The sequence below is a fragment of the Nitrosomonas sp. TNE100 genome (genome assembly GCF_055387135.1).
The window spans coordinates 322,157-341,206 of the sequence record NZ_AP040997.1 but is presented as its reverse complement, the minus strand read 5'-3'; the positions used below and the strand labels follow the sequence as shown (position 1 = coordinate 341,206).

Genomic DNA, 19,050 nt, shown 5'->3' with positions numbered 1-19,050 from the left:
GTTCTCCTTACTGATTAATAATAGAAAGACAAATAATTCAAAGCTGTATTATGCCATTTTTCTGCGCGCCACGATAACGCCATCACGCGTTGGATTGATAAAGGCATCAAACTCCGGATCCTTACAAATTAGCTGATTATGCTCTCTGATTGCTTCAGTCCAGCCTGGTTTAATATCTGCAGAGCCATCCACGGCCACTCGCCCACGCCATAATACGTTGTCGGCAATATACAACCCACCAGGGCGGATACGTTCTTTGGCCATGCGCCAGATATCCGGATATCCTCCTTTATCCGCATCGTTGTAGCAAATATCGAACATCCCATCAGTCTGTGCAAATATATCCTGAGCATAGCCCGTGCAAAACTTCACCCGCTCCCATATTCCAATGGCAGAGAGATATTGCTCTGCCCTTTCCTGATTAACCGGATTGCTGTCTGTACAGACAATTTGGCCATCAGGTCCAACTGCCTTGCCAAACCAATAGGCGGAATACCCGTACCCGCTGCCAAACTCAAAAACTCTATGTGCACCTATCATTTTTGCGAGGATTTCCAGCGAGATCCCAACGAGCCTGCCTACAATTGGAAAATTTCTCATTCGGGCAAATGCTTCCATTTCATCGAGGATGGGATGATCAAACTGCTCTGTCAGAGTGTACATATAATGTTCAATCATCGGATTAACAGGGATCAATCCATCTGGATTATCAACAACCGGTGGCTGCAGGATTGGCATTATCGAGCCATACTGGAACGTTTACGAATTCCACCCTTGATTTGCGGACTCTTTCGATCGATTAGATCAAGGCTTCCTTCATCCCTCTGCCAGCAAACAGCTATGGCCGTCACTGCGAGTAAAAATGGTGGAATTCTGCTGTATAGTAAGAAAGTATCAGTCAGGCCGGACAAAAAAGTGAAACACACAATTGCACCACCCAACAAAGCCATCTGATGTTGCTTGAATGTTTTGAACCAGCACCATAATAAGAATATAAAAGCCAATATACCAAGCAATCCCAGATGTACGCCAATTTCAATTAGTTCATTATGGAAATGTTTTGCTTCATGAAACTCAGGCAAATCCTGGTAAATCCCTTCTTTATAGGACATAAAACTATTTTGGAGATAATGCTTCGCCATACCAGAACCATGCCCTATGACAGGAGCGTCAACAAGACCATGCAAACCAATATCCCAGATTGCCAGCCGATAACCTACACTGGTTTGATAATTCCCTTGTTGAAATAACTGAAGATCTGAGCCGATTGCTTCCAGTCTTTCATGAAAAACATCACTGCTCGCGGCGAACAATACAGTTACTACAATAATTGAAGCTAGGCAACTCGCTAACACTTTACCTTTTACTTGATAACGCAGACAAAACATTAACAAGAGTATCATTACGGTTGAGAGCAATATACCTCTTGCATTCTCACGAAACTGAAGAAATAGCAACAACAAAGCGGTTATCCATAACAAAGCCGATAAAAACCAGCGCATTCTGGACAAAGTAACCCATCCACCATAAACAGCCAAAATAACGCCGATTCCTAGTGTGGATGAGAAATTCAAATAAGACATACCAAACAAAGAAATTCCTTGCTCACCAAGTACTGCATACTGATAGCCACCCAGCACAACCACTCCCAGATAACTACTAATCAGCGCCCCCGTCACCCAAGGTAAACGCTCTTTATTTAACAATGAAAAGAATGGGATAATTATCAGCAGAATAAAATATTTTTCCCATTTCCCTGTAAGGGATACAGAAAAATCACTCCAGAGCAAGCCAACTCCCCATACCCCACAAAAAACAAGAACACCTTGTATTAAAGGCTCTTTTAACAGATCAGGAAATCTGGATAATCCTCCATCCACCAGCCAGGCAACAACCAGCAAACCTATTCCCCAATACACCAACCCACTGGGCCAAAGTGCAAGACAAAAAAATACCAATACAAACCGCACCAGCAACTCACGCCAACTCAATACAATCCCACTACTCAAAATAGATCCTTTCAAATCAACAGGTTGACGAGCATTTACAATGACAGTGCTTCCCTATTCTGACGATATTACAGTTACTTCTTTAATATTGCTCCCTCAAAAGAAAAAGGAGATTCATCAAATGATAGCTCTTTTACTTCCAGCCTGAACACACGACCCCAGACGATTAGCAAGGTGCGTAATAAAAACGGGATATCATCCATCATCCAGATAGCCGAGATACGTCTGTCCGCACGCCACCAGTTTCTAAACGTTGTCCAGATTACCGCGGATAAGCGCAACGGCTGACTATACATTTGCAGACATAGCAACGTGGGTGATCGCGCCGAGGTAAGCCAATGTACATAACCTCCTTTACGAAATACATTTTCAATTGTAACCAGAACAGACGAAGGAAAATTTACAAGTGATCCATTAGTCGAAAACAGCAGGATATTTTGTCGTGCATCAGGGTAACGTGAAAGATAAAAGGCACGGTTACGTCGTGAAAGTTGCTTCTGTGATCGTCCATTACCAAACGAACCCCTTCTCTTATGATAAATACAGACACCAGGGTGTATACCGAAACGCCATCCGTGAAGATCAAGCCGGCGGCCAAGATCAATATCTTCATAATAACCTCGCCCAAATGCTGGATCGAAGCCCCCGATTTCCTGAAAAACATCACGGCGGATTAGTATGGCGTGTCCACGAAGATAGTAATTGGGTATATAGCCTGCTTCCCGCAGCATATAGCGCCCAAGATTATATTGGGCGTAACTGTTACCGGCAGGAACAATGGCTGCTAATTCAGGATCAGCGGCGAATGTTGCACATAACAATGGCAGAAAATCCTGGCTGACTTCGGTGTCTGAGTTAAGAATAAATACATAGTAAGCGTCAGATCGACTGACTGCTGTATTTACTGAAAGACCAAAGCCCTGGTTTTTCTCCGCATGGTGAACGTCAACACAATCATACGGCAGGTTATCCAGCATCTCCCTCGTTTCGTGGCCAGACGCATCATCCTGAACGATAATGCGTCTAATGGACTGATTAAGATGCGCGACAATGGAATCAATACAGCGCCGTGTCCAATCGGGAGCGTTATAAACCGGAATAACGACATCTATTGTTTTGTCAGCAGGTATTACAAATTTCCTAATATCTATCATCCTTTGTCTCCGGTATGTATCAGCAGCAGTCGCAGGACAACAGAACCCAGATGGCCTTTTGCCATAATGGTTGCACTGTTCAACAGCCTATTCAGCCAAGCGATAGCCGAAAGAGCTGTCAAATAAACCTGTGTTATTATGCAAAATATTGACAAGGAAGGATTAAGGTTGACTGCAAAGTGGCATTATACACAGCGCATAATACCTATGAATCCAGCAAACCAGCCGCAACACACACTGCAAAAATATTTTATTCGCCCCATCATATCTGCATATTTTTAGCCAGTCACTTTTCCCATAACTATGAAAACAATCGCCATCATTCCGGCACGCATGGATTCTTCGCGTTTTCCCGGAAAACCGTTAGCACAGCTGCTGGACTGCACCATGCTGGAGCATGTTTACCAGCGTGTTGCCATGAGCAAATCGCTAAGCGCAACTTATATTGCCACTTGTGACGAAGCAATCCGACAGGCAGCAACCGCTTTCGGAGCGCCCGTCATCATGACTGCAGACAGCCACGAACGAGCCAGTGACCGCATCGCGGAAGCAGCCGCACACACCGATGCTGATCTGATCGTCATGGTGCAGGGAGATGAACCGATGACACATCCTTCCATGATCGACACCGCCATCGCACCTTTCCACAATGATTCCAAACTGGAATGCGTCAATCTGACGAAGCGAATCGACGATGAAGCCGATTTTCGCAGCCCCAACACCATCAAAGTGGTTACGGATCAGCAGGGAAATGCGTTATATATGACCCGTCAGCCGATTCCGACATTGGCTCCTGGTGGCTTTGGAGCAACTGCCACTTACAAGCAGGTCTGTATCATTCCTTTTACACGCACCTGTCTGCTCGAATACAGCCAGTTATCGCCCACCCCACTGGAATGCCTCGAATCAATTGATATGCTGCGCCTGCTGGAACACGGCCGCCGCGTCAGGATGGTGGAAACTGAATACGATACGCAGGCAGTTGATACCGAGGCAGATCTGGCCCGTGTTGCGCAGCTGATGGCTAATGATCCGCTACTGGGCAAATATCAAAGAATCTAACTGGAGCGCTTATGTCACTGAAAGCCCGTCTCACCCATCATGAACTGACCATTGGCTCATGGATCACGCTCGGACACCCCTCAATTGCTGAGATCATGGCCAAAGCCGGTTTTGACTGGCTGGTACTGGATACCGAACACAGCGTACTGGAGCTGAGCGAAGTACAAGCACTTATTCAAGTGCTAGATAGCCAACAATGTCCGGCAATCGTACGATTGACCTCCAACCATCCCGATCAGATCAAACGCGTCATGGATGCCGGTGCAACCGGAATCATGGTGCCGATGATCAAATCTGCAGAAGATGCTCGCGCTGCAATCGATGCTGTTTATTATCCGCCTGAAGGAACCCGTGGTGTAGGGTTAGCGCGTGCTCAGGGCTATGGCACAAGTTTTCAGGCATACCGGCAATGGTTGCGTGACAATGCGGTTGTCATCGTGATGATTGAGCATATCCGCGCTATTGAAAACATCGATGCCATTCTGTCCACTCCCGGCATTGATGCTTACATCATCGGCCCTTATGATCTATCTGGATCAATGGGGCAACCGGGTGAGCTGGATCATCCTGATGTACAGGCAGCCATTCAGCAAGTATTGCAAGCTGGTATCCACCATCACAAAGCAGGTGGCATCCATGTCGTTGAACCCGACACAGCTGCGCTGCAACAACGGATCAAACAGGGATTTTCATTTCTGGGATACAGCCTTGATATCCGCATGCTTGATTCCCTTTGCCGCACCCATCTGAACATGATCAGAACATCTTCATGAGCAAGATCGTCGTTTCCACTTCCTCTTTCGATTTTGATCACAACCCCGCCATACAGCGACTGCAGGCACAAGGCTTCACCGTCACCGGCAATCCTTACCGGCGCAAGCTCGCCGAAGATGAAATTATTGATTTACTCAGCACGGATACCGTCGCCCTGCTGGCGGGAGTTGAGCCGCTGACAGAACATGTGTTGACAAGCGCCAGTGCTTTGCGTGTCATTGCACGTTGCGGCACTGGCATGGATAGTGTTGATCTGAAAGCTGCCCAGCAAAGAAACATCAAGGTTTCCAATACCCCTGAAGCGCCCGCTCAGGCTGTTGCAGAACTGACACTAGGGCTGATGCTTGATTGCCTGCGCCAGATCAATCACACTGATCGTTCCGTACGCAAAGGTGAATGGCCACGCACACAGGGACGGCTGCTGGCTGCACGCACAGTGGGCATTGTTGGCCTGGGACATATTGGCCGACGGGTTGCTAAACTATGTCAGGCATTCGAGGCAAAGGTCATCGCACATGACCCTCATCTGCAGCAAGCACCCGGCGGCATCGAACTCGTTTCATTGAATACTTTGCTCGAACAGGCTGATATTGTGACACTCCACTTGCCCTACTCTCCGGATGTTCGCCATTTAATTAATGCCGAAGCCATTGCGCATATGCAACCCGGAACAATCTTTATCAACGCCGCCCGTGGCGGATTGGTCGATGAAACCGCTTTATGCACAGCGCTCAATTCAGGGCACATTGAAGCGGCTGCACTAGACAGCTTCGAACAGGAGCCCTACCAAGGACCTCTGCGCGAATGCAAACGGGCGATACTGACTTCTCATATCGGATCACTTGCGCGAGAAACACGGCAGCGCATGGAAATCGAAGCGGCTGAAAATTTGTGGCGGGGAATGGTCGAGGCAGGTTTGATCAATGAGTGAAGCAATACAGCCGGGGCAAATTGCAGTTGTACTGGGTGCAGGCGGCTTTCTGGGCAGCCACGTTGCCGATGCCCTGTCCAATGCAGGCTATCAGGTGCGTCTGTTCGATCGCCATCTTTCCCCGTTCCGGCGGCCTGATCAGGAAATGATCATTGGTGATCTGATGGATATCAACCAGGTATCCAACGCCGTTCAGGGTGCTGCGGTTGTCTATAATTTTGCCGCCATCGCTGATATTGATGAGGCCAATGATAAGCCTCTGGCCACAGCCAGCATCAATGTCATCGGTAACATGCATGCACTCGAATCAGCCCGACTGGCGGGTGTACGCCGTTTTATCTTTGCCAGCAGCATTTACGTTTACTCTGAATCCGGCTCGTTCTATCGCGCCAGCAAACAGGCAGCCGAACGTTTCACTGAAACCTATCATGAACGCTACGGACTGGAATACACCATTCTGCGCTATGGATCGCTCTATGGCCGACGTTCGGACAAACGCAACGGTATCTATCGCATGCTGCACGAGGCCGTACAACAACATTCCATCACCTATCACGGCAGTGGGGAATCCATCCGGGAATACATTCATGTCGAAGACGCCGCCCGCATGAGCGTACAAGTACTTGCTTCGGAATTTGCCAACCGCCACCTGATTCTGACCGGCCAGGAAAAAATGCGCATCCGCGACGTTATGACCATGATCTCGGAAATGATGCCGTGGGATGTCGCTCTGCATTTGGATCAGGACAAACCAGGGCATCATTACCAGATTACGCCGTATGCATTTCAGCCCCGTGTTGGCCGCAAACTGGTACTCAATGAGCATGTTGATCTTGGGCAGGGATTGCTCGACTGTATCCAGGAAATTCACCAGCAGATCAATCATGGCCAGGAAGAAGATGCAACCCCTTCTTCCGCAGTATAATCAGGCATGAACATAACAAGCCGCCCGACTGACTACTGGCAAGCCATTATCTTTGATTTCGATGGTGTCATCGTGGAATCCGGGGATATCAAGGCACAGGCCTTTGCTGAACTGTATCGCCATCATGGTGAAACGATCGCACAGGCCGCAGTAGATTATCACCGCACCAACGGCGGTATGTCACGCTATCTCAAATTTCATTATTTCCAGCAAAATCTGCTAAATAACCCTCCCCTTACCAAGGAAGAAGAGCAGGAACTGGATCGGCGATTTTCCGAACTGGTCATGAATGCAGTCATTGCCTGTCAAGCGGTAGCCGGAGCGGAAACACTACTGGATAAAATGGTAAACCAGATTCCATTATTCGTTGCTTCCGGTACGCCGGAAAATGAACTGCGCACAATTGTTGAACGGCGCAACCTGTCACGCTACTTCACCAGGGTACACGGCTCTCCCCGACTCAAGGAAGCGCTGGTGGCAGATATTTTGTCAGCCCACCCGCTTGATCCTGAGCGCGTGCTGATGGTCGGCGATGCACTGGTGGATTATGAAAGTGCCCAGCAGAACGGCGTTATATTTCTTGGTCGCGTCCGCCCAGGCGATGACAATCCTTTTCCTAAATCAGTTGAAATTATTCCTGACCTATGTCCACTAACCACTTGATCGAACGTCACGTTTTCAACGATCTTCCCTCGTTATCTGAAGCATTGGCAGAATCAGTTGCCGTCACATTGCGTAATGCAATCACACAGCACGGCCAAGCCAGTCTGGTGGTACCTGGTGGAAGAACACCCACTGTTTACCTTCCTCGACTGGCACAAATAAACCTCCCCTGGCAACACGTCTTTGTAACGCTAAGCGATGAACGCTGGGTAGAACCAACCAGCGAGCAATCCAACGAACGGCTAGTGCGTGAGCATTTCCTGCAACACATGCAGCAACAGCCTCATTTTATCCCTCTCAAAACCAAACACGCTCACCCTGATGAGGCAATTGCTGACCTCGATATGCGCCTGGCCGGGTTACCCTTGCCATTCAGTCTGATCATCCTTGGCCTGGGGGCAGACGGCCATATTGCCTCTCTGTTTCCTGGCATGACGCTAGATATGAATTCAGCTAATCTGTGCCAGGCTGCTACACCTCCCGCTGCACCTTCCCCGCGTATCAGCCTGAGCTTGCAGGCACTTATCAACAGTAGCCGCATCGTACTGGTCATTACAGGGAAAGAAAAAAGACAACTGGTTGATCAGCTCATTGCATCCCCTGATCCAGCCATACCGTTTGTACAGCTGATGCAATCCAGACCGGTAGAATTGTTCGAAACGGATTAGTTAGACACCGAATTTCATCATGCGCGAAATTTGGCTTACAGTCGTATTGCTCTCTATCAGCAACGTCTTCATGACATTTGCCTGGTATGCGCATCTAAAGGATTTAAGCAGTAAACCATGGCTGGTGGCAGCCCTTATCAGCTGGGGAATCGCCTTCTTCGAATATATGTTACAGGTACCGGCAAACCGCATCGGGTTCAGTGTTTTATCCCTCGGGCAGCTCAAAATCCTGCAGGAAGTCATCACCCTGTCTGTATTCGTGCCTTTCAGCTTGCTCTATATGGAAGAACCGCTAAAGCTTGATTATCTCTGGGCGGGGCTGTGCATCCTTGGTGCGGTGTACTTCATTTTCCGCAGTGAGATAGTAGATATAGGTAACTGATCAACTGATCAATCAATCTCCAAAAGCCTAAAAAGACTTTTTATCCCCCCGGAGTATCATCATCAGCCACTACAGGAGGAGATATGATCCTCAGAAATCGGGCTGTTTTTATCAGCAATGCCCTGATCAGCTTCCATAGTTTTGGCAACAACCAGATTGCCAAGCCAACAAATATAATAAACAAGATCAGAAACAATATCGGATGATTTAGGGCTGTCCACAGCCCACCAATCACTATTAAATCTTCACTGATCGAGGCAGTCCAGTTAGATACGGGTTCGGGCGAGGTGTTGATCATCAGACGTGTGCCGGTTTTGGCAGCATGGCTGGTTGTCGCTGCACCGCCACCGAGTATGCCCGCTGCAATTTCCAAGGCGGGAGAAACATCCCCCACTGCCCCTGCTGCCAGCATGGCACCCGCCGGGATACGCACGAAGGTATGCAGAGCATCTGAAATGCTATCCACACCCGGTATCTTGTCAGCAAAAAATTGAACAAGATACATGGTACCTGCCGCCCCGATAATAAAGGGATTTTCCAGTACTGCCAGTTCATACGGCAAAGCAATATTGCCAGTGACGCCGCCCAGGCCGAGTATCAGCAACGCAGCATACAGATTTATCCCGCTTGCCCAGGAACTCCCCATGGTCAAGGCCAGTGTTGCGATCAGGCTTTCATAACTACTCATTCAGCCGATCCCAGTTATTCCGCAAGAGATATCGTTGACTGATGCAGCATGCGCTGTGCGAGCAACCCGGCACCCAGCAAACCAGCTTTCGGATTCATCACCACATAAACCGGAATCTCGCGCACCAGTTCACTGTATCGCCCTTTGTTGCAGAATGCCTGGATAAAACCGGGTTGTTGCAAAATTTGGATAATGCGCGGCGCGATGCCGCCTGCAATATAGACGCCACCCCGGCATAACCCTGTCAGCGCCAGATTGCCTGCATAAGCACCATAAATCTCGGCAAACAGATCAAGCGCTTTTAGAGCAATCGGGTATTGGTGCTCGAAAGCCAGCCGAGTAACGGTTGCGCCATCATCAGCATCCAGTTCAATACTTTTCAAGTGAGCGCCAGCCGCCGCATCAGCTTGCAAAAAATTAAAAATGTGAGTCAATCCCTGACCAGAAAGCAATCGTTCAATTGAAACCCTCTGATACTTTGTCATCAGATATCTGAGCAATTCAATCTGAATGGCGCTGGTCGGTGCAAAATCAACATGACCTGCTTCGGTGGCAAGCGGTTCGTAGTATCGTCCACGCTTGATCAACCAAGCAACTCCCATCCCGGTACCCGCCCCCAGTACAACACGCATCGCAGAAGAAGAAGGTTCCCCGGCTTGCAGCATAACCAGATCATCCTGCGGCAGTACTTCGATAGAAGCTGCCATCCCCTCAAAATCATTGACAATTTTCACAGCAGAAATTGAAAATTTTTCCGCAAGGGCGGAGGCATTGATTGTCCAGGGCAAATTGGTCAGGTGCACCTGTTGATCAACAATCGGCCCGGCGACTGCCAAACAGACAGCAACCGGCTGACAGTCAGATTGCTTTAAGAAATCTTCCAGAATACTGTCAAAATCACCGTACTGACGACTATCGTAACGATGCTCATAATGAAGCTCAACTTCCTCATTCTTGATCACAACAGAGCGCAACAAGGTCTTGGTTCCACCAATGTCGCCATATAATAGATATTGATCCATCAGTTGCTTTCCTCCTGACACATAATGATGACAAGATCATTAAAACATGTAACCCCATTGAAACACAGGCTCATAAAAAAGCCAGAAATCTCATGGTAGAAAAAGTAATGCGGGCAGGTACAATAGACCTCCTGTTTCTCCAGCTCTGCTGCCAACGGGTCAGGTTCATCCAGATATTACTAGCAGGTTTATTCCGGGTATCAATTCTCGGCTATTAATTCAGGGATGTCCTTTGATCATAAGGACACCCCTAAAAATCCGGTAGTACAAGATAAAAGCACACAGAGCGCAACAACGAAACATACCCAATAAACAGGCAAGGCGGCAAGGCATACAACGCCACGATCGCCTGAAGAGCCAATTTTTAGAAGTGTCCACAATAAGAAACGGAGAGGTATTGTGACAGATATCAATGGGGCAGGTGATTTACTGTTGAAAAGCACACACTTGCAGATCAACGACGTGGTAGCTGAATTACGGGATGTACGCACCACTGCACTGATCAACCGACAAGGACATCTCAGACCGCCCCGGCTGCCTTCCCGCAAAGTGTTGGCCGGAATTATTGAAGGTCTGCGAACAGCATTATTCCCTAACCGCCTCGGCCCATCCGATCTGGCGGTGGAAGGCGTTGATCATTATGTTGGCCATATCCTGAATTCAACGTTACGCGCCTTGCTGATCCAGATTCAGCACGAACTGCACTTCAATTCAGGAACCGAAGAACTCGATCAGGAAACTTACGCACAAGCAACGGAAATCACCCAAACGTTCGCCAAACGGCTGCCCGTAATCCGTCGACTGCTCGATGATGATGTGCTCGCTGCCTATGAAGGTGATCCGGCTGCCCGCGGGATCGATGAAGTGCTGGTATGCTATCCCGGCGTTGCCGCCATTACCTGGCATCGGCTGGCGCATGAACTATATCAGTTGGGAACCCCACTGATCGCACGTATGATTTCTGAAATCGCTCATTCACAAACTGGCATAGAAATCCATCCGGGTGCACAAATCGGCGGAAGCTTCTTTATTGACCATGGCACCGGCGTCGTTATTGGTGAAACCACGGTCATTGGCAACAACGTGCGCTTGTACCAGGCGGTGACTCTCGGTGCAAAAAGTTTTCAGGTAGATGAACACGGTTCGCTGGTAAAGGGAATCGACCGCCACCCTATTGTTGAAGATGATGTTGTCATTTATGCGGGAGCGACTATTCTGGGGCGTATTACTATCGGCAAAGGCTCCACCATTGGTGGCAATGTCTGGCTGACACGCAGTGTGCCTCCCGGCAGCCGAATCACTCAAGCGCGAACACATAACGACTGAAACACAGCCAATCCATCACCTCTCCACAACACAGGCACCTCTTCCTTTTGCCGTATTCTATTTTCTGCAAACCGGCTTGCAGCAGCCAGCCAATATAAAAATGAATAGTGCACAATCAGGAAATCTATTCTCACGGTTTTTCCCAGGAGAAACCAAGGCATACGCTCATCAGTGGTTTTTTACGGCAGCGTGCCTGCATGCGATATTAATCATCCCGCTAACCATACTGGCCAGGTATGGTTACGGACCGGTCATACTAGTCACGCCAGCAGGGCATGCGTTTGAAATGTTGTTCGGCCTGGCTCCGGCACTGATTGCCGGCTACTTATTGGGTCCCATGCCCGCCCGGCGGCTGGTCTGGTTTCTGGGCTTCTGGCTGCTGGCAAGAGTTGCTGACCTGATTGCTCCCTTCGCCTGGCCAACTTTGGCATTCAACGCGCTGTTTGCTATCCTGCTCGCTCGACAGTTGCTTCCCCGCCTGTGGGCTGCTAAAAAATGGCGTAACCGCTCACTTGTTCCTTTGCTCGGTTTAATCTGCGCCCTCACAACCGTAATCCTGCTGGCTGGGCGGCTTGATGCATATCTGCTGCATCGTTATTTAATCAATGAAAGCCTACAATTGTTCGCGTTGCTGATGTTATTTATCGGCGGCCGTATGCTGGCACCCGCTGCTGCGGGGGAATTCTATCGCCAAGGCATGGAGCTGACTGCGAGAGTGCAGCCCAATATCGAAGCCGGGTTGATTCTTACCATTGCCGCTGCATACATTCTGGCCCCTATTGCAGCGTCACTTTCCGGTGTTCTGCTGATCAGCAGCGGAATGCTGGCAGGCATCCGCCTGTTCCGCTGGCAATTATGGCACTGTCGGGCACGCCCGGATCTGCTCTGTCTCGGGCTGGGCTACGGCTGGTTGGCACTGGGCCTGATCCTGCTGGGGTGGACAAAACTGAATGGCGGCAGCCATTTCAGCACCGCCGTGCACGCCATTACCGTCGGCGCACTGGGTACGCTGGCAACAAACGTTATCGTGCGTGTCACGCTGCTGCACATCAAACAATATCCTTCACGCATCACGTTTATCGTGGTCATGACCGGATTCATGTCAATCGCCGCGATCACACGTATGGTGGCAGATTTTAGCAGCTACCGGGAAATATTACTGACAGTAGCTGCATCAACCTGGAGTATTGCCTTCCTGTTTGCGCTCTACATTGTATTAGCGGGGTTTACTGCCCCACGTATAAAACCGGCCAGAACCCCACCAGCCGATGACACCAGCAAAACCTTGCGTAGCGCACTTTCAGACGAGCAACGTAATACAACAAAAACAAATACTCACACTTCCTGAAAGGCCTGGTCTATATCGGCAATCAGATCATCAATATGCTCAATGCCGACGCACAAACGTACCAAATCGATACTGACACCAGCTTTGGCCAGCTCTTCATCATTAAGTTGGCGGTGAGTCGTGGTAGCCGGGTGGCAGGCCAGCGTTTTGGCGTCTCCGATATTTACCAGTCGTTTAATCAACCCGAGCTTGTCCATAAAGCGAGCACAGGCATCACGCCCACCTTTAATACCAAAGCTTAGAATTGATGATGGAATACCGCCATCCATGTATTTTTGTGCCAAAACATAGTCACGGCTGTCTTCAAGACCGGCAAAATTAACCCAGCCAACTTTTGGGTGTGCTTTCAAGTAGCGTGCAATCTCCAAAGCATTGAAACAGTGGCGCTCCATTCTCAGTGGTAGCGTTTCAATTCCTTGCAGAATCAGGAAGGAATTAAAGGGAGAAATAGCCGCACCCATGTTGCGCAACGGAACAACGCGCGCACGACCAATAAACGCAGCCGGGCCAAATGCATCCACATATACCACGCCGTGATAGCTGGGATCAGGCTTGTTGAATTGTGGAAAACGCGGACTGTCTTTCCAGGGAAATTTGCCGGAATCCACAATGATTCCGCCAATGCTGGTACCGTGGCCACCCATGTATTTAGTCAGCGCATGGACAACAATATCGGCGCCATGCTCAAAAGGACGGCACAATACCGGGGAAGCCACAGTGTTATCCACGACCAGCGGCACACCCGCCGTGTGTGCCGCTTCAGCCAATGCAGCAATGTCCACCACATTACCGGCCGGGTTGCCAATCGATTCACAAAAAACCATCCTGGTCTTGTCATCGATCGCATCCGCAAAAGCAGCCGGATTACGACCATCCACCATGCGCACTTCAATTCCCTGATTGGGCAGTGTATGACAAAAGAAATTATAGGTTCCACCATAAACCTGACTAGTGGAGATGATGTTATCGCCCGCCCTGGCCAGCGTCTGTACACAGGCCGTAATAGCAGCCATGCCGGAAGCCAGCGCCAGCGCCCCCACTCCCCCTTCCAGTAATGCCACTCTTTCTTCCAGCACAGCAGTAGTCGGGTTCATGATGCGCGTGTAGATATTCCCTTGCACCTTGAGATCAAACAGATCTGCCCCATGCTGGGTATCGTCAAAATAGTAGCTGGTAGTCTGATAAATAGGAACAGCGACCGAATGCGTCTGTGGATCACCGGCAAAACCACCATGAATAGCAAGTGTTTCTCGCTTCATTACATTTTCCTCTTTCAAAATAAACTGGAGTGTCGGCTGTTGGCCGGATAACATGCAGGCAATCTTAAAGGAACTCCAGAATAAATCCATATTCGTTATTGCGGATACGCTAGCCTTGCACAATTTTCCATATGCTTGTGAGAATGATCCGTGATTGGAACTCTCTCTGTATACCAATCAGGGATGAAGAATAATAGGCTCATGATCTATCATATCTTTCCGGAATTTATGACTTTGTATTACTATGAATACTAGCAGCCATACAGGTGATGGTCGTGAAGAAGAATATAAATAACAAGTTCACCTTAAATAAAGTAGGGAGGGTAAGATGTTGAAATACAATCGAATTACCTTAATTTCTGTATTACTGCTTTTCTTTTTTCCGGGAGTGTATGCGGCAGGGTGGGAAGAAGTGAAAGTGTCCGCACAAACCATTCTGGATGATGACGGTAACTATAAAGATATTCAACCTGGTTGTGCATTCAGTGATCCAACTGATCCACAGGAGCAGTTTCATTTTTACTACCGGAAAGGCACCAAACCGCAAACGCTCATTTATTTTAATGGTGGGGGTGCCTGCTGGAATGGTGCAACCTGTCTGACTTCGCTGACTACCCCGGTCACCCCAACAACCCGGCCTGCCTATAATCCTTCACTTGCGGCTGAAAACAGCCCTGAAGGAGCGGGCGGGATAATGGATTACACGCGCGCAGATAATCCATTAAAAGACTGGAACATGGTTTTTATTCCTTATTGTACAGGTGATATACATATCGGCTCCAAAGATGAATTTTACATCGATCCTTTAGGGATTATTGGTGGAGGAAGTCCTGTGATAGTGCATCACCGCGGTTTTGACAACTTCATGGCCGTGCGTGAATGGTTGAAACAAAGACCGGATCGATCGAATACCAAGCAAGTGCTGGTATCAGGGTCCAGTGCAGGCGCTTATGCTGCCTTAATGAATTTTCCCCGGATACATAGCATTTATCCGGGTAACACGAAAATATCACTCCTCTCCGACGCAGGGACAGGAGTCCTTACCAATAATTTTCTAGGCACAGTTTTCAAACCTGATGGCCCATGGGGTACTGAACACACGCTCGCAACCTGGGTACCAGGCATCAGCCAGATTAGCAACTATAATTCCCTTAATTTTTTCACCAATCTGGCAACTGGCATCGAGCGCCATTTCACAAAAAGCAAGTTTGCATATATCACGACTGCCTGGGATAGCGCTCAAACGCTATTTCTCAACATCATGAGAAAAACAGATCAGGGAATTAATGATCCCAATCAGTGGCCGGATGTGGGACCTATAACCGCTGTTGAGTGGCATTTAAGAATGCTGGCCACATTGAATGCCAATGCGCTGATCAACAACAACTCGAAGTACTATATCAGCGCAGGAACCTATCACGTTGGATTACTGGATGCATTTGCCCCGGGTGTTTTCTACACTGAAAAAAGTGCTGGCGATATTTACTTGAAAGACTGGGTTAACCGGCTGGTGGCCAATGACAAGAAATACCCTCTGGTGAACTTGATGTGCAGCGGCACTTGTGGCGCACCTCCATTCCATTGAGGAATCAGGATTCCGTATCCTTCATCTGTTTTCATCGCAGAAAGTATGGAGGATATCGGAAAAACCAGATTTACGGTAACGCCTATCTATTGGGCACCGAATGCTCACGCAACCAGGCTTCTAGTTCTATTGCCGGTACCGGCCGGTGAAACAGATATCCTTGATAATAATCACAGTCCTGCTGACGCAGGAAAGCCAGTTGCTCCTCTGATTCAATACCTTCTGCCAGGACACCCAGCTTTAGCCCACGCGCCATGGCGATAATCGTTGCAGCAATTTCGCGATCATTGTGATCATCCGCCAGATCACGCACAAAACGTTGATCAATTTTCAGCTTGTCGATGGGAAAGCGCTTCAGATAAATCAATGATGAATAACCCGTACCAAAATCATCAATCGCCAGGTGAACTCCAAGCGTCTTCAATTTGTTCAACGTTTCAATCGACTGTTCCACATGCTCCATGAACATGCTCTCGGTCAATTCAAGTTCCAGGTAATCAGCCGGAAGCTGCGTTTCTTCCAGTATCCGCTGCACCATGCCGACCAGATTTTCTGACTGGAATTGCCGTACCGACAAGTTAACCGCCATAACAAGTGGGGACAAACCAGCATCAATCCAGGCACGAGCCTGCTTGCAGGCGGTGCGTAACACCCATTCTCCCAGCGGCACGATCAGGCCCGTTTCTTCTGCAATGGGTATAAATTTTCCTGGTGGCACCATGGCTTTTCCTGGCGGCTGCCAGCGCACCAATGCTTCTACCCCAACCACATAACCGGTACGCGCATCTACTAACGGCTGATAATGCAAGATAAGCTCCTCAGCTGAGAGGGCGTAACGCAAACGATTTTCCATAATCAGCCGCTCATTCGCCGCAACGCTCAAAGCTTCCGTATGATAGCGATAGGTATTGCGGCCCTCTTTTTTTGCCTGATACATAGCCATATCAGAATGCTGAATCAACTCAGTCGCATTGCTCGCATCCTCTGGGAACAGACTGATGCCGATACTGGCATTAATAAAAATCTCATGCCCGCTAGGCAGCACAAACGGAGAAGTAAGCAGATTGATCAGGCTTTGCGCAACAAATGCTGGATCACCCAGATCACGGACATCTTCCAGCACCAGCAAAAATTCATCCCCGCCCAGGCGTGCCAGTGTATCTTCTTCACGTACCCGCTTCTTCATGCGCTCGGCCAGTTTGATCAGCAGCTCATCTCCGACTGGATGGCCCAGACTATCGTTAACATTTTTGAAACGATCAAGATCGATATAGAGCACACCAACCAGCCGGCCATGTCGTTGCGCCCGCTCTATGGCTTGATGCAGCTGTGACTGTGCCAACAGCCGGTTGGGCAAACCAGTCAACGGATCGTAATGCGCCAGTTGTGCCAGTTGTGCTTCAGATTGTTTTATTTGAGAAATATCGGTAAATACACCAACATAATTACAGGAATTGCTTTCATCACAACAGGATGAATCGATACATACCGCATTGATCGTCAGCCATTGTGGATAGATCTCACCATTTTTGCGACGATTCCAGACCTCTCCACTCCAGTGCCCTGTTGCCTTCAAGGTAGCCCACATTGCCTGGTAAAACGTCTTGTCGTGGAGACCTGATTTGATAATCTTGGGATTCTTGCCCAGCACCTGTTCCTCACTGTAGCCAGTTATCCTCATGTATGCCCGATTGACTGCAACGATACGTGGCTCCAGATCTGTAATCACGACCCCTTCACGGATGGATGCAAATACCGTGGCAGAAAGTCGCAAAGCTTCTGTTGCCCGAACCTTTTGCACGGCCAGCGCCGTAAAGGACGCAAATTCCCGGATCAGTTCCAGATCCTTTGGCGATGGTTCGCACGCGATATGATGATAGATGGCAAAAATACCCAGCACATCATTGTGCTCATCCTTGAACGGCAGGGACCAGCAAGCATGAAGATTGGCCTTGCGTGTCAAATCCAGAAAATGCTGCCAGTGCGGATGATGATCAATATCAGACACGATGACCGTTTCACCCCGGAAGGCAGCCGTACCACAGGAGCCTACCCCTTCACCAATCTCCTGGCCGTTGACTGCCGCATTGTAATCATCCGGCAAACTGGGTGCGGCTCCCAGCTTCAGGCGCTTTGTTTGCTTATCCAGCAACAAAATGGAAACCAGCATGTCGGGATTGATCGCTTCGAGATGCTTCGCGATATCACTCAAAATTACTGGAAGCGACTGGTTGGTAACAATCAGATCCAATGCTGACTGCTGCGCTTGCCGGATCAGTTCAGTTCGTTTTCGTTCACTGATATCCAGACAGGTACCGACAACTTCATATGGTCGGTCACCGGCATCCCGAATTAGCTGCAATTGATCCAGCAACCAGACGATCCGCCCGTCTCGATGATAAAAACGGTAATCATGCACCAGTTGCCCCTCGGATATCAGAATTGACTGGCGCGCCACTGCCTGATCCCGGTCATCCGGGTGTAAATGTGAAATCCACCAGTCAGGAATACATGCTTCTTCCGGGGTATAGCCAAGTACCTGTTCAACGTTCTCACTAACCCAGACAAGTCGCGGCAAATCCTCTGTAAAATGCAGGTTGTACAGAATCACCGGGCTAGCTGCCAGCAAATGGGAGAGGCGCAAATTTGCCCGTTTTGTATTGACTCGCTCACGCGTCAACTCGGCCAGCCACTGCGCCTTCTCTAATGTTGCAAGAATCCCGGAGAGATTGTTTTTATGCTTGATCAGATAACCTTCCACCTCCGGACATTGTGCCAGTGCAGTTGCCGCATCGGTGTCCTGGCCGGTCATCAGCACAACAGGAATGTCCAGTTTGCGCTCTTTGCGCAACAACCTGATAAATTCAAGACCATCCATCCCCGGCAAACAATAATCGACCAGCAGTACATCGAAATCAGCAGTTCGTTCCGGACCAGCGGGCAAGAGCGCCAGCGCATCCTGTACATTCGTCACCGTAGCCAACTTAATCCCGGCTGCCTCCTGCACTAATGCACGTTGTACGCTATCAACATCACTTTGACTGCATGAGATATAAAGAACACGCATTATTGTTGATTACTCAATTGAGCAAATTACCCTGGCAAATCGTCACCTGCTATGCCACATCCATAGAACTATCAAAATTGACCGGCTCGATAATATAAGAAATGGCTCTGGAATCACAGGCATATCAAATATTTCCGTCACTTCACGGCAACAGAAATGACGCTTTGGCAAGTATGAACTTATCATG

Annotated in this window: 17 protein-coding genes; 10 read left to right on the top strand and 7 right to left on the bottom strand. The window is 48.9% G+C overall.

Annotated elements, in window-relative coordinates:
• Positions 1-48 precede the first annotated feature (48 nt).
• The 3 genes from ACZ5EJ_RS01690 to ACZ5EJ_RS01680 form a co-directional block, all read right to left on the bottom strand.
• Positions 49-738, bottom strand: coding sequence for an O-methyltransferase (locus ACZ5EJ_RS01690; RefSeq protein ID WP_074455365.1), 690 nt, complete (start codon positions 736-738; stop codon positions 49-51).
• Positions 738-1,901: an O-antigen ligase family protein gene (locus ACZ5EJ_RS01685; protein ID WP_464557325.1), complete on the bottom strand. Its 1,164-nt coding sequence runs from the start codon at positions 1,899-1,901 to the stop codon at positions 738-740. The genes ACZ5EJ_RS01690 and ACZ5EJ_RS01685 overlap by 1 nt, the downstream gene beginning before the upstream one ends.
• Before the next feature lie 182 nt (positions 1,902-2,083).
• On the bottom strand, positions 2,084-3,163 hold the full coding sequence (locus ACZ5EJ_RS01680; protein WP_074455364.1) for a glycosyltransferase family 2 protein: 1,080 nt from the start codon (positions 3,161-3,163) through the stop codon (positions 2,084-2,086).
• A 303-nt stretch (positions 3,164-3,466) separates the two neighbouring features.
• Here ACZ5EJ_RS01680 and ACZ5EJ_RS01675 point away from each other — a divergent pair, with 303 nt between their 5' ends.
• The 7 genes from ACZ5EJ_RS01675 to ACZ5EJ_RS01645 are packed head-to-tail and all read left to right on the top strand — an operon-like array spanning position 3,467 to position 8,568.
• Complete coding sequence (locus ACZ5EJ_RS01675; protein ID WP_464557322.1) at positions 3,467-4,225, top strand: 3-deoxy-manno-octulosonate cytidylyltransferase; 759 nt, start codon at positions 3,467-3,469, stop codon at positions 4,223-4,225.
• 11 nt (positions 4,226-4,236) lie between these two features.
• On the top strand, positions 4,237-4,998 hold the full coding sequence (locus tag ACZ5EJ_RS01670; protein WP_011633553.1) for an HpcH/HpaI aldolase family protein: 762 nt from the start codon (positions 4,237-4,239) through the stop codon (positions 4,996-4,998).
• Positions 4,995-5,930: a phosphoglycerate dehydrogenase gene (locus tag ACZ5EJ_RS01665; RefSeq protein WP_011633552.1), complete on the top strand. Its 936-nt coding sequence runs from the start codon at positions 4,995-4,997 to the stop codon at positions 5,928-5,930. The genes ACZ5EJ_RS01670 and ACZ5EJ_RS01665 overlap by 4 nt, the downstream gene beginning before the upstream one ends.
• Complete coding sequence (locus tag ACZ5EJ_RS01660; protein WP_011633551.1) at positions 5,923-6,855, top strand: NAD-dependent epimerase/dehydratase family protein; 933 nt, start codon at positions 5,923-5,925, stop codon at positions 6,853-6,855. The genes ACZ5EJ_RS01665 and ACZ5EJ_RS01660 overlap by 8 nt, the downstream gene beginning before the upstream one ends.
• 6 nt (positions 6,856-6,861) lie before the next feature.
• Complete coding sequence (locus ACZ5EJ_RS01655; RefSeq protein WP_464557319.1) at positions 6,862-7,518, top strand: HAD family hydrolase; 657 nt, start codon at positions 6,862-6,864, stop codon at positions 7,516-7,518.
• On the top strand, positions 7,500-8,186 hold the full coding sequence (gene pgl / locus ACZ5EJ_RS01650) for a 6-phosphogluconolactonase (protein WP_074455359.1): 687 nt from the start codon (positions 7,500-7,502) through the stop codon (positions 8,184-8,186). Before ACZ5EJ_RS01655 ends, pgl begins: the two co-directional genes overlap by 19 nt.
• 19 nt (positions 8,187-8,205) lie before the next feature.
• Positions 8,206-8,568: a DMT family protein gene (locus tag ACZ5EJ_RS01645; RefSeq protein ID WP_011633548.1), complete on the top strand. Its 363-nt coding sequence runs from the start codon at positions 8,206-8,208 to the stop codon at positions 8,566-8,568.
• A gap of 40 nt (positions 8,569-8,608) precedes the next feature.
• Here ACZ5EJ_RS01645 and ACZ5EJ_RS01640 read toward each other — a convergent pair whose 3' ends face one another.
• Positions 8,609-9,256 carry a DUF4126 domain-containing protein gene (locus ACZ5EJ_RS01640; RefSeq protein ID WP_011633547.1) on the bottom strand — a complete coding sequence of 216 codons (648 nt, stop codon included), beginning with the start codon at positions 9,254-9,256 and terminating at the stop codon, positions 8,609-8,611.
• Between the two features lie 14 nt (positions 9,257-9,270).
• Entirely contained in the window at positions 9,271-10,278 is a 1,008-nt protein-coding gene (glk, locus tag ACZ5EJ_RS01635; RefSeq protein WP_074455358.1) for a glucokinase, read from the bottom strand.
• Positions 10,279-10,677: 399 nt separating this feature from the next.
• On the opposite strand from glk, the gene epsC reads away from it, so the two are divergent.
• Together epsC and ACZ5EJ_RS01625 are read left to right on the top strand one after the other, a co-directional pair.
• On the top strand, positions 10,678-11,604 hold the full coding sequence (gene epsC, locus ACZ5EJ_RS01630) for a serine O-acetyltransferase EpsC (protein WP_074455357.1): 927 nt from the start codon (positions 10,678-10,680) through the stop codon (positions 11,602-11,604).
• Positions 11,555-12,952, top strand: coding sequence for an NnrS family protein (locus tag ACZ5EJ_RS01625; RefSeq protein WP_256201536.1), 1,398 nt, complete (start codon positions 11,555-11,557; stop codon positions 12,950-12,952). Before epsC ends, ACZ5EJ_RS01625 begins: the two co-directional genes overlap by 50 nt.
• Here ACZ5EJ_RS01625 and ACZ5EJ_RS01620 read toward each other — a convergent pair.
• Positions 12,940-14,211: an O-acetylhomoserine aminocarboxypropyltransferase/cysteine synthase family protein gene (locus ACZ5EJ_RS01620; protein ID WP_074455435.1), complete on the bottom strand. Its 1,272-nt coding sequence runs from the start codon at positions 14,209-14,211 to the stop codon at positions 12,940-12,942. The two genes, ACZ5EJ_RS01625 and ACZ5EJ_RS01620, sit on opposite strands and share 13 nt — an antisense overlap.
• 328 nt (positions 14,212-14,539) lie before the next feature.
• Here ACZ5EJ_RS01620 and ACZ5EJ_RS01615 point away from each other — a divergent pair, with 328 nt between their 5' ends.
• Complete coding sequence (locus ACZ5EJ_RS01615; RefSeq protein WP_464557315.1) at positions 14,540-15,796, top strand: pectin acetylesterase-family hydrolase; 1,257 nt, start codon at positions 14,540-14,542, stop codon at positions 15,794-15,796.
• A gap of 82 nt (positions 15,797-15,878) precedes the next feature.
• On the opposite strand, the gene ACZ5EJ_RS01610 is transcribed toward ACZ5EJ_RS01615, so the two are convergent.
• A complete protein-coding gene (locus ACZ5EJ_RS01610) occupies positions 15,879-18,863 on the bottom strand; it encodes an EAL domain-containing protein (protein WP_464557313.1) in 2,985 nt (994 codons plus the stop codon).
• Between the last annotated feature and the right edge of the window lie 187 nt (positions 18,864-19,050).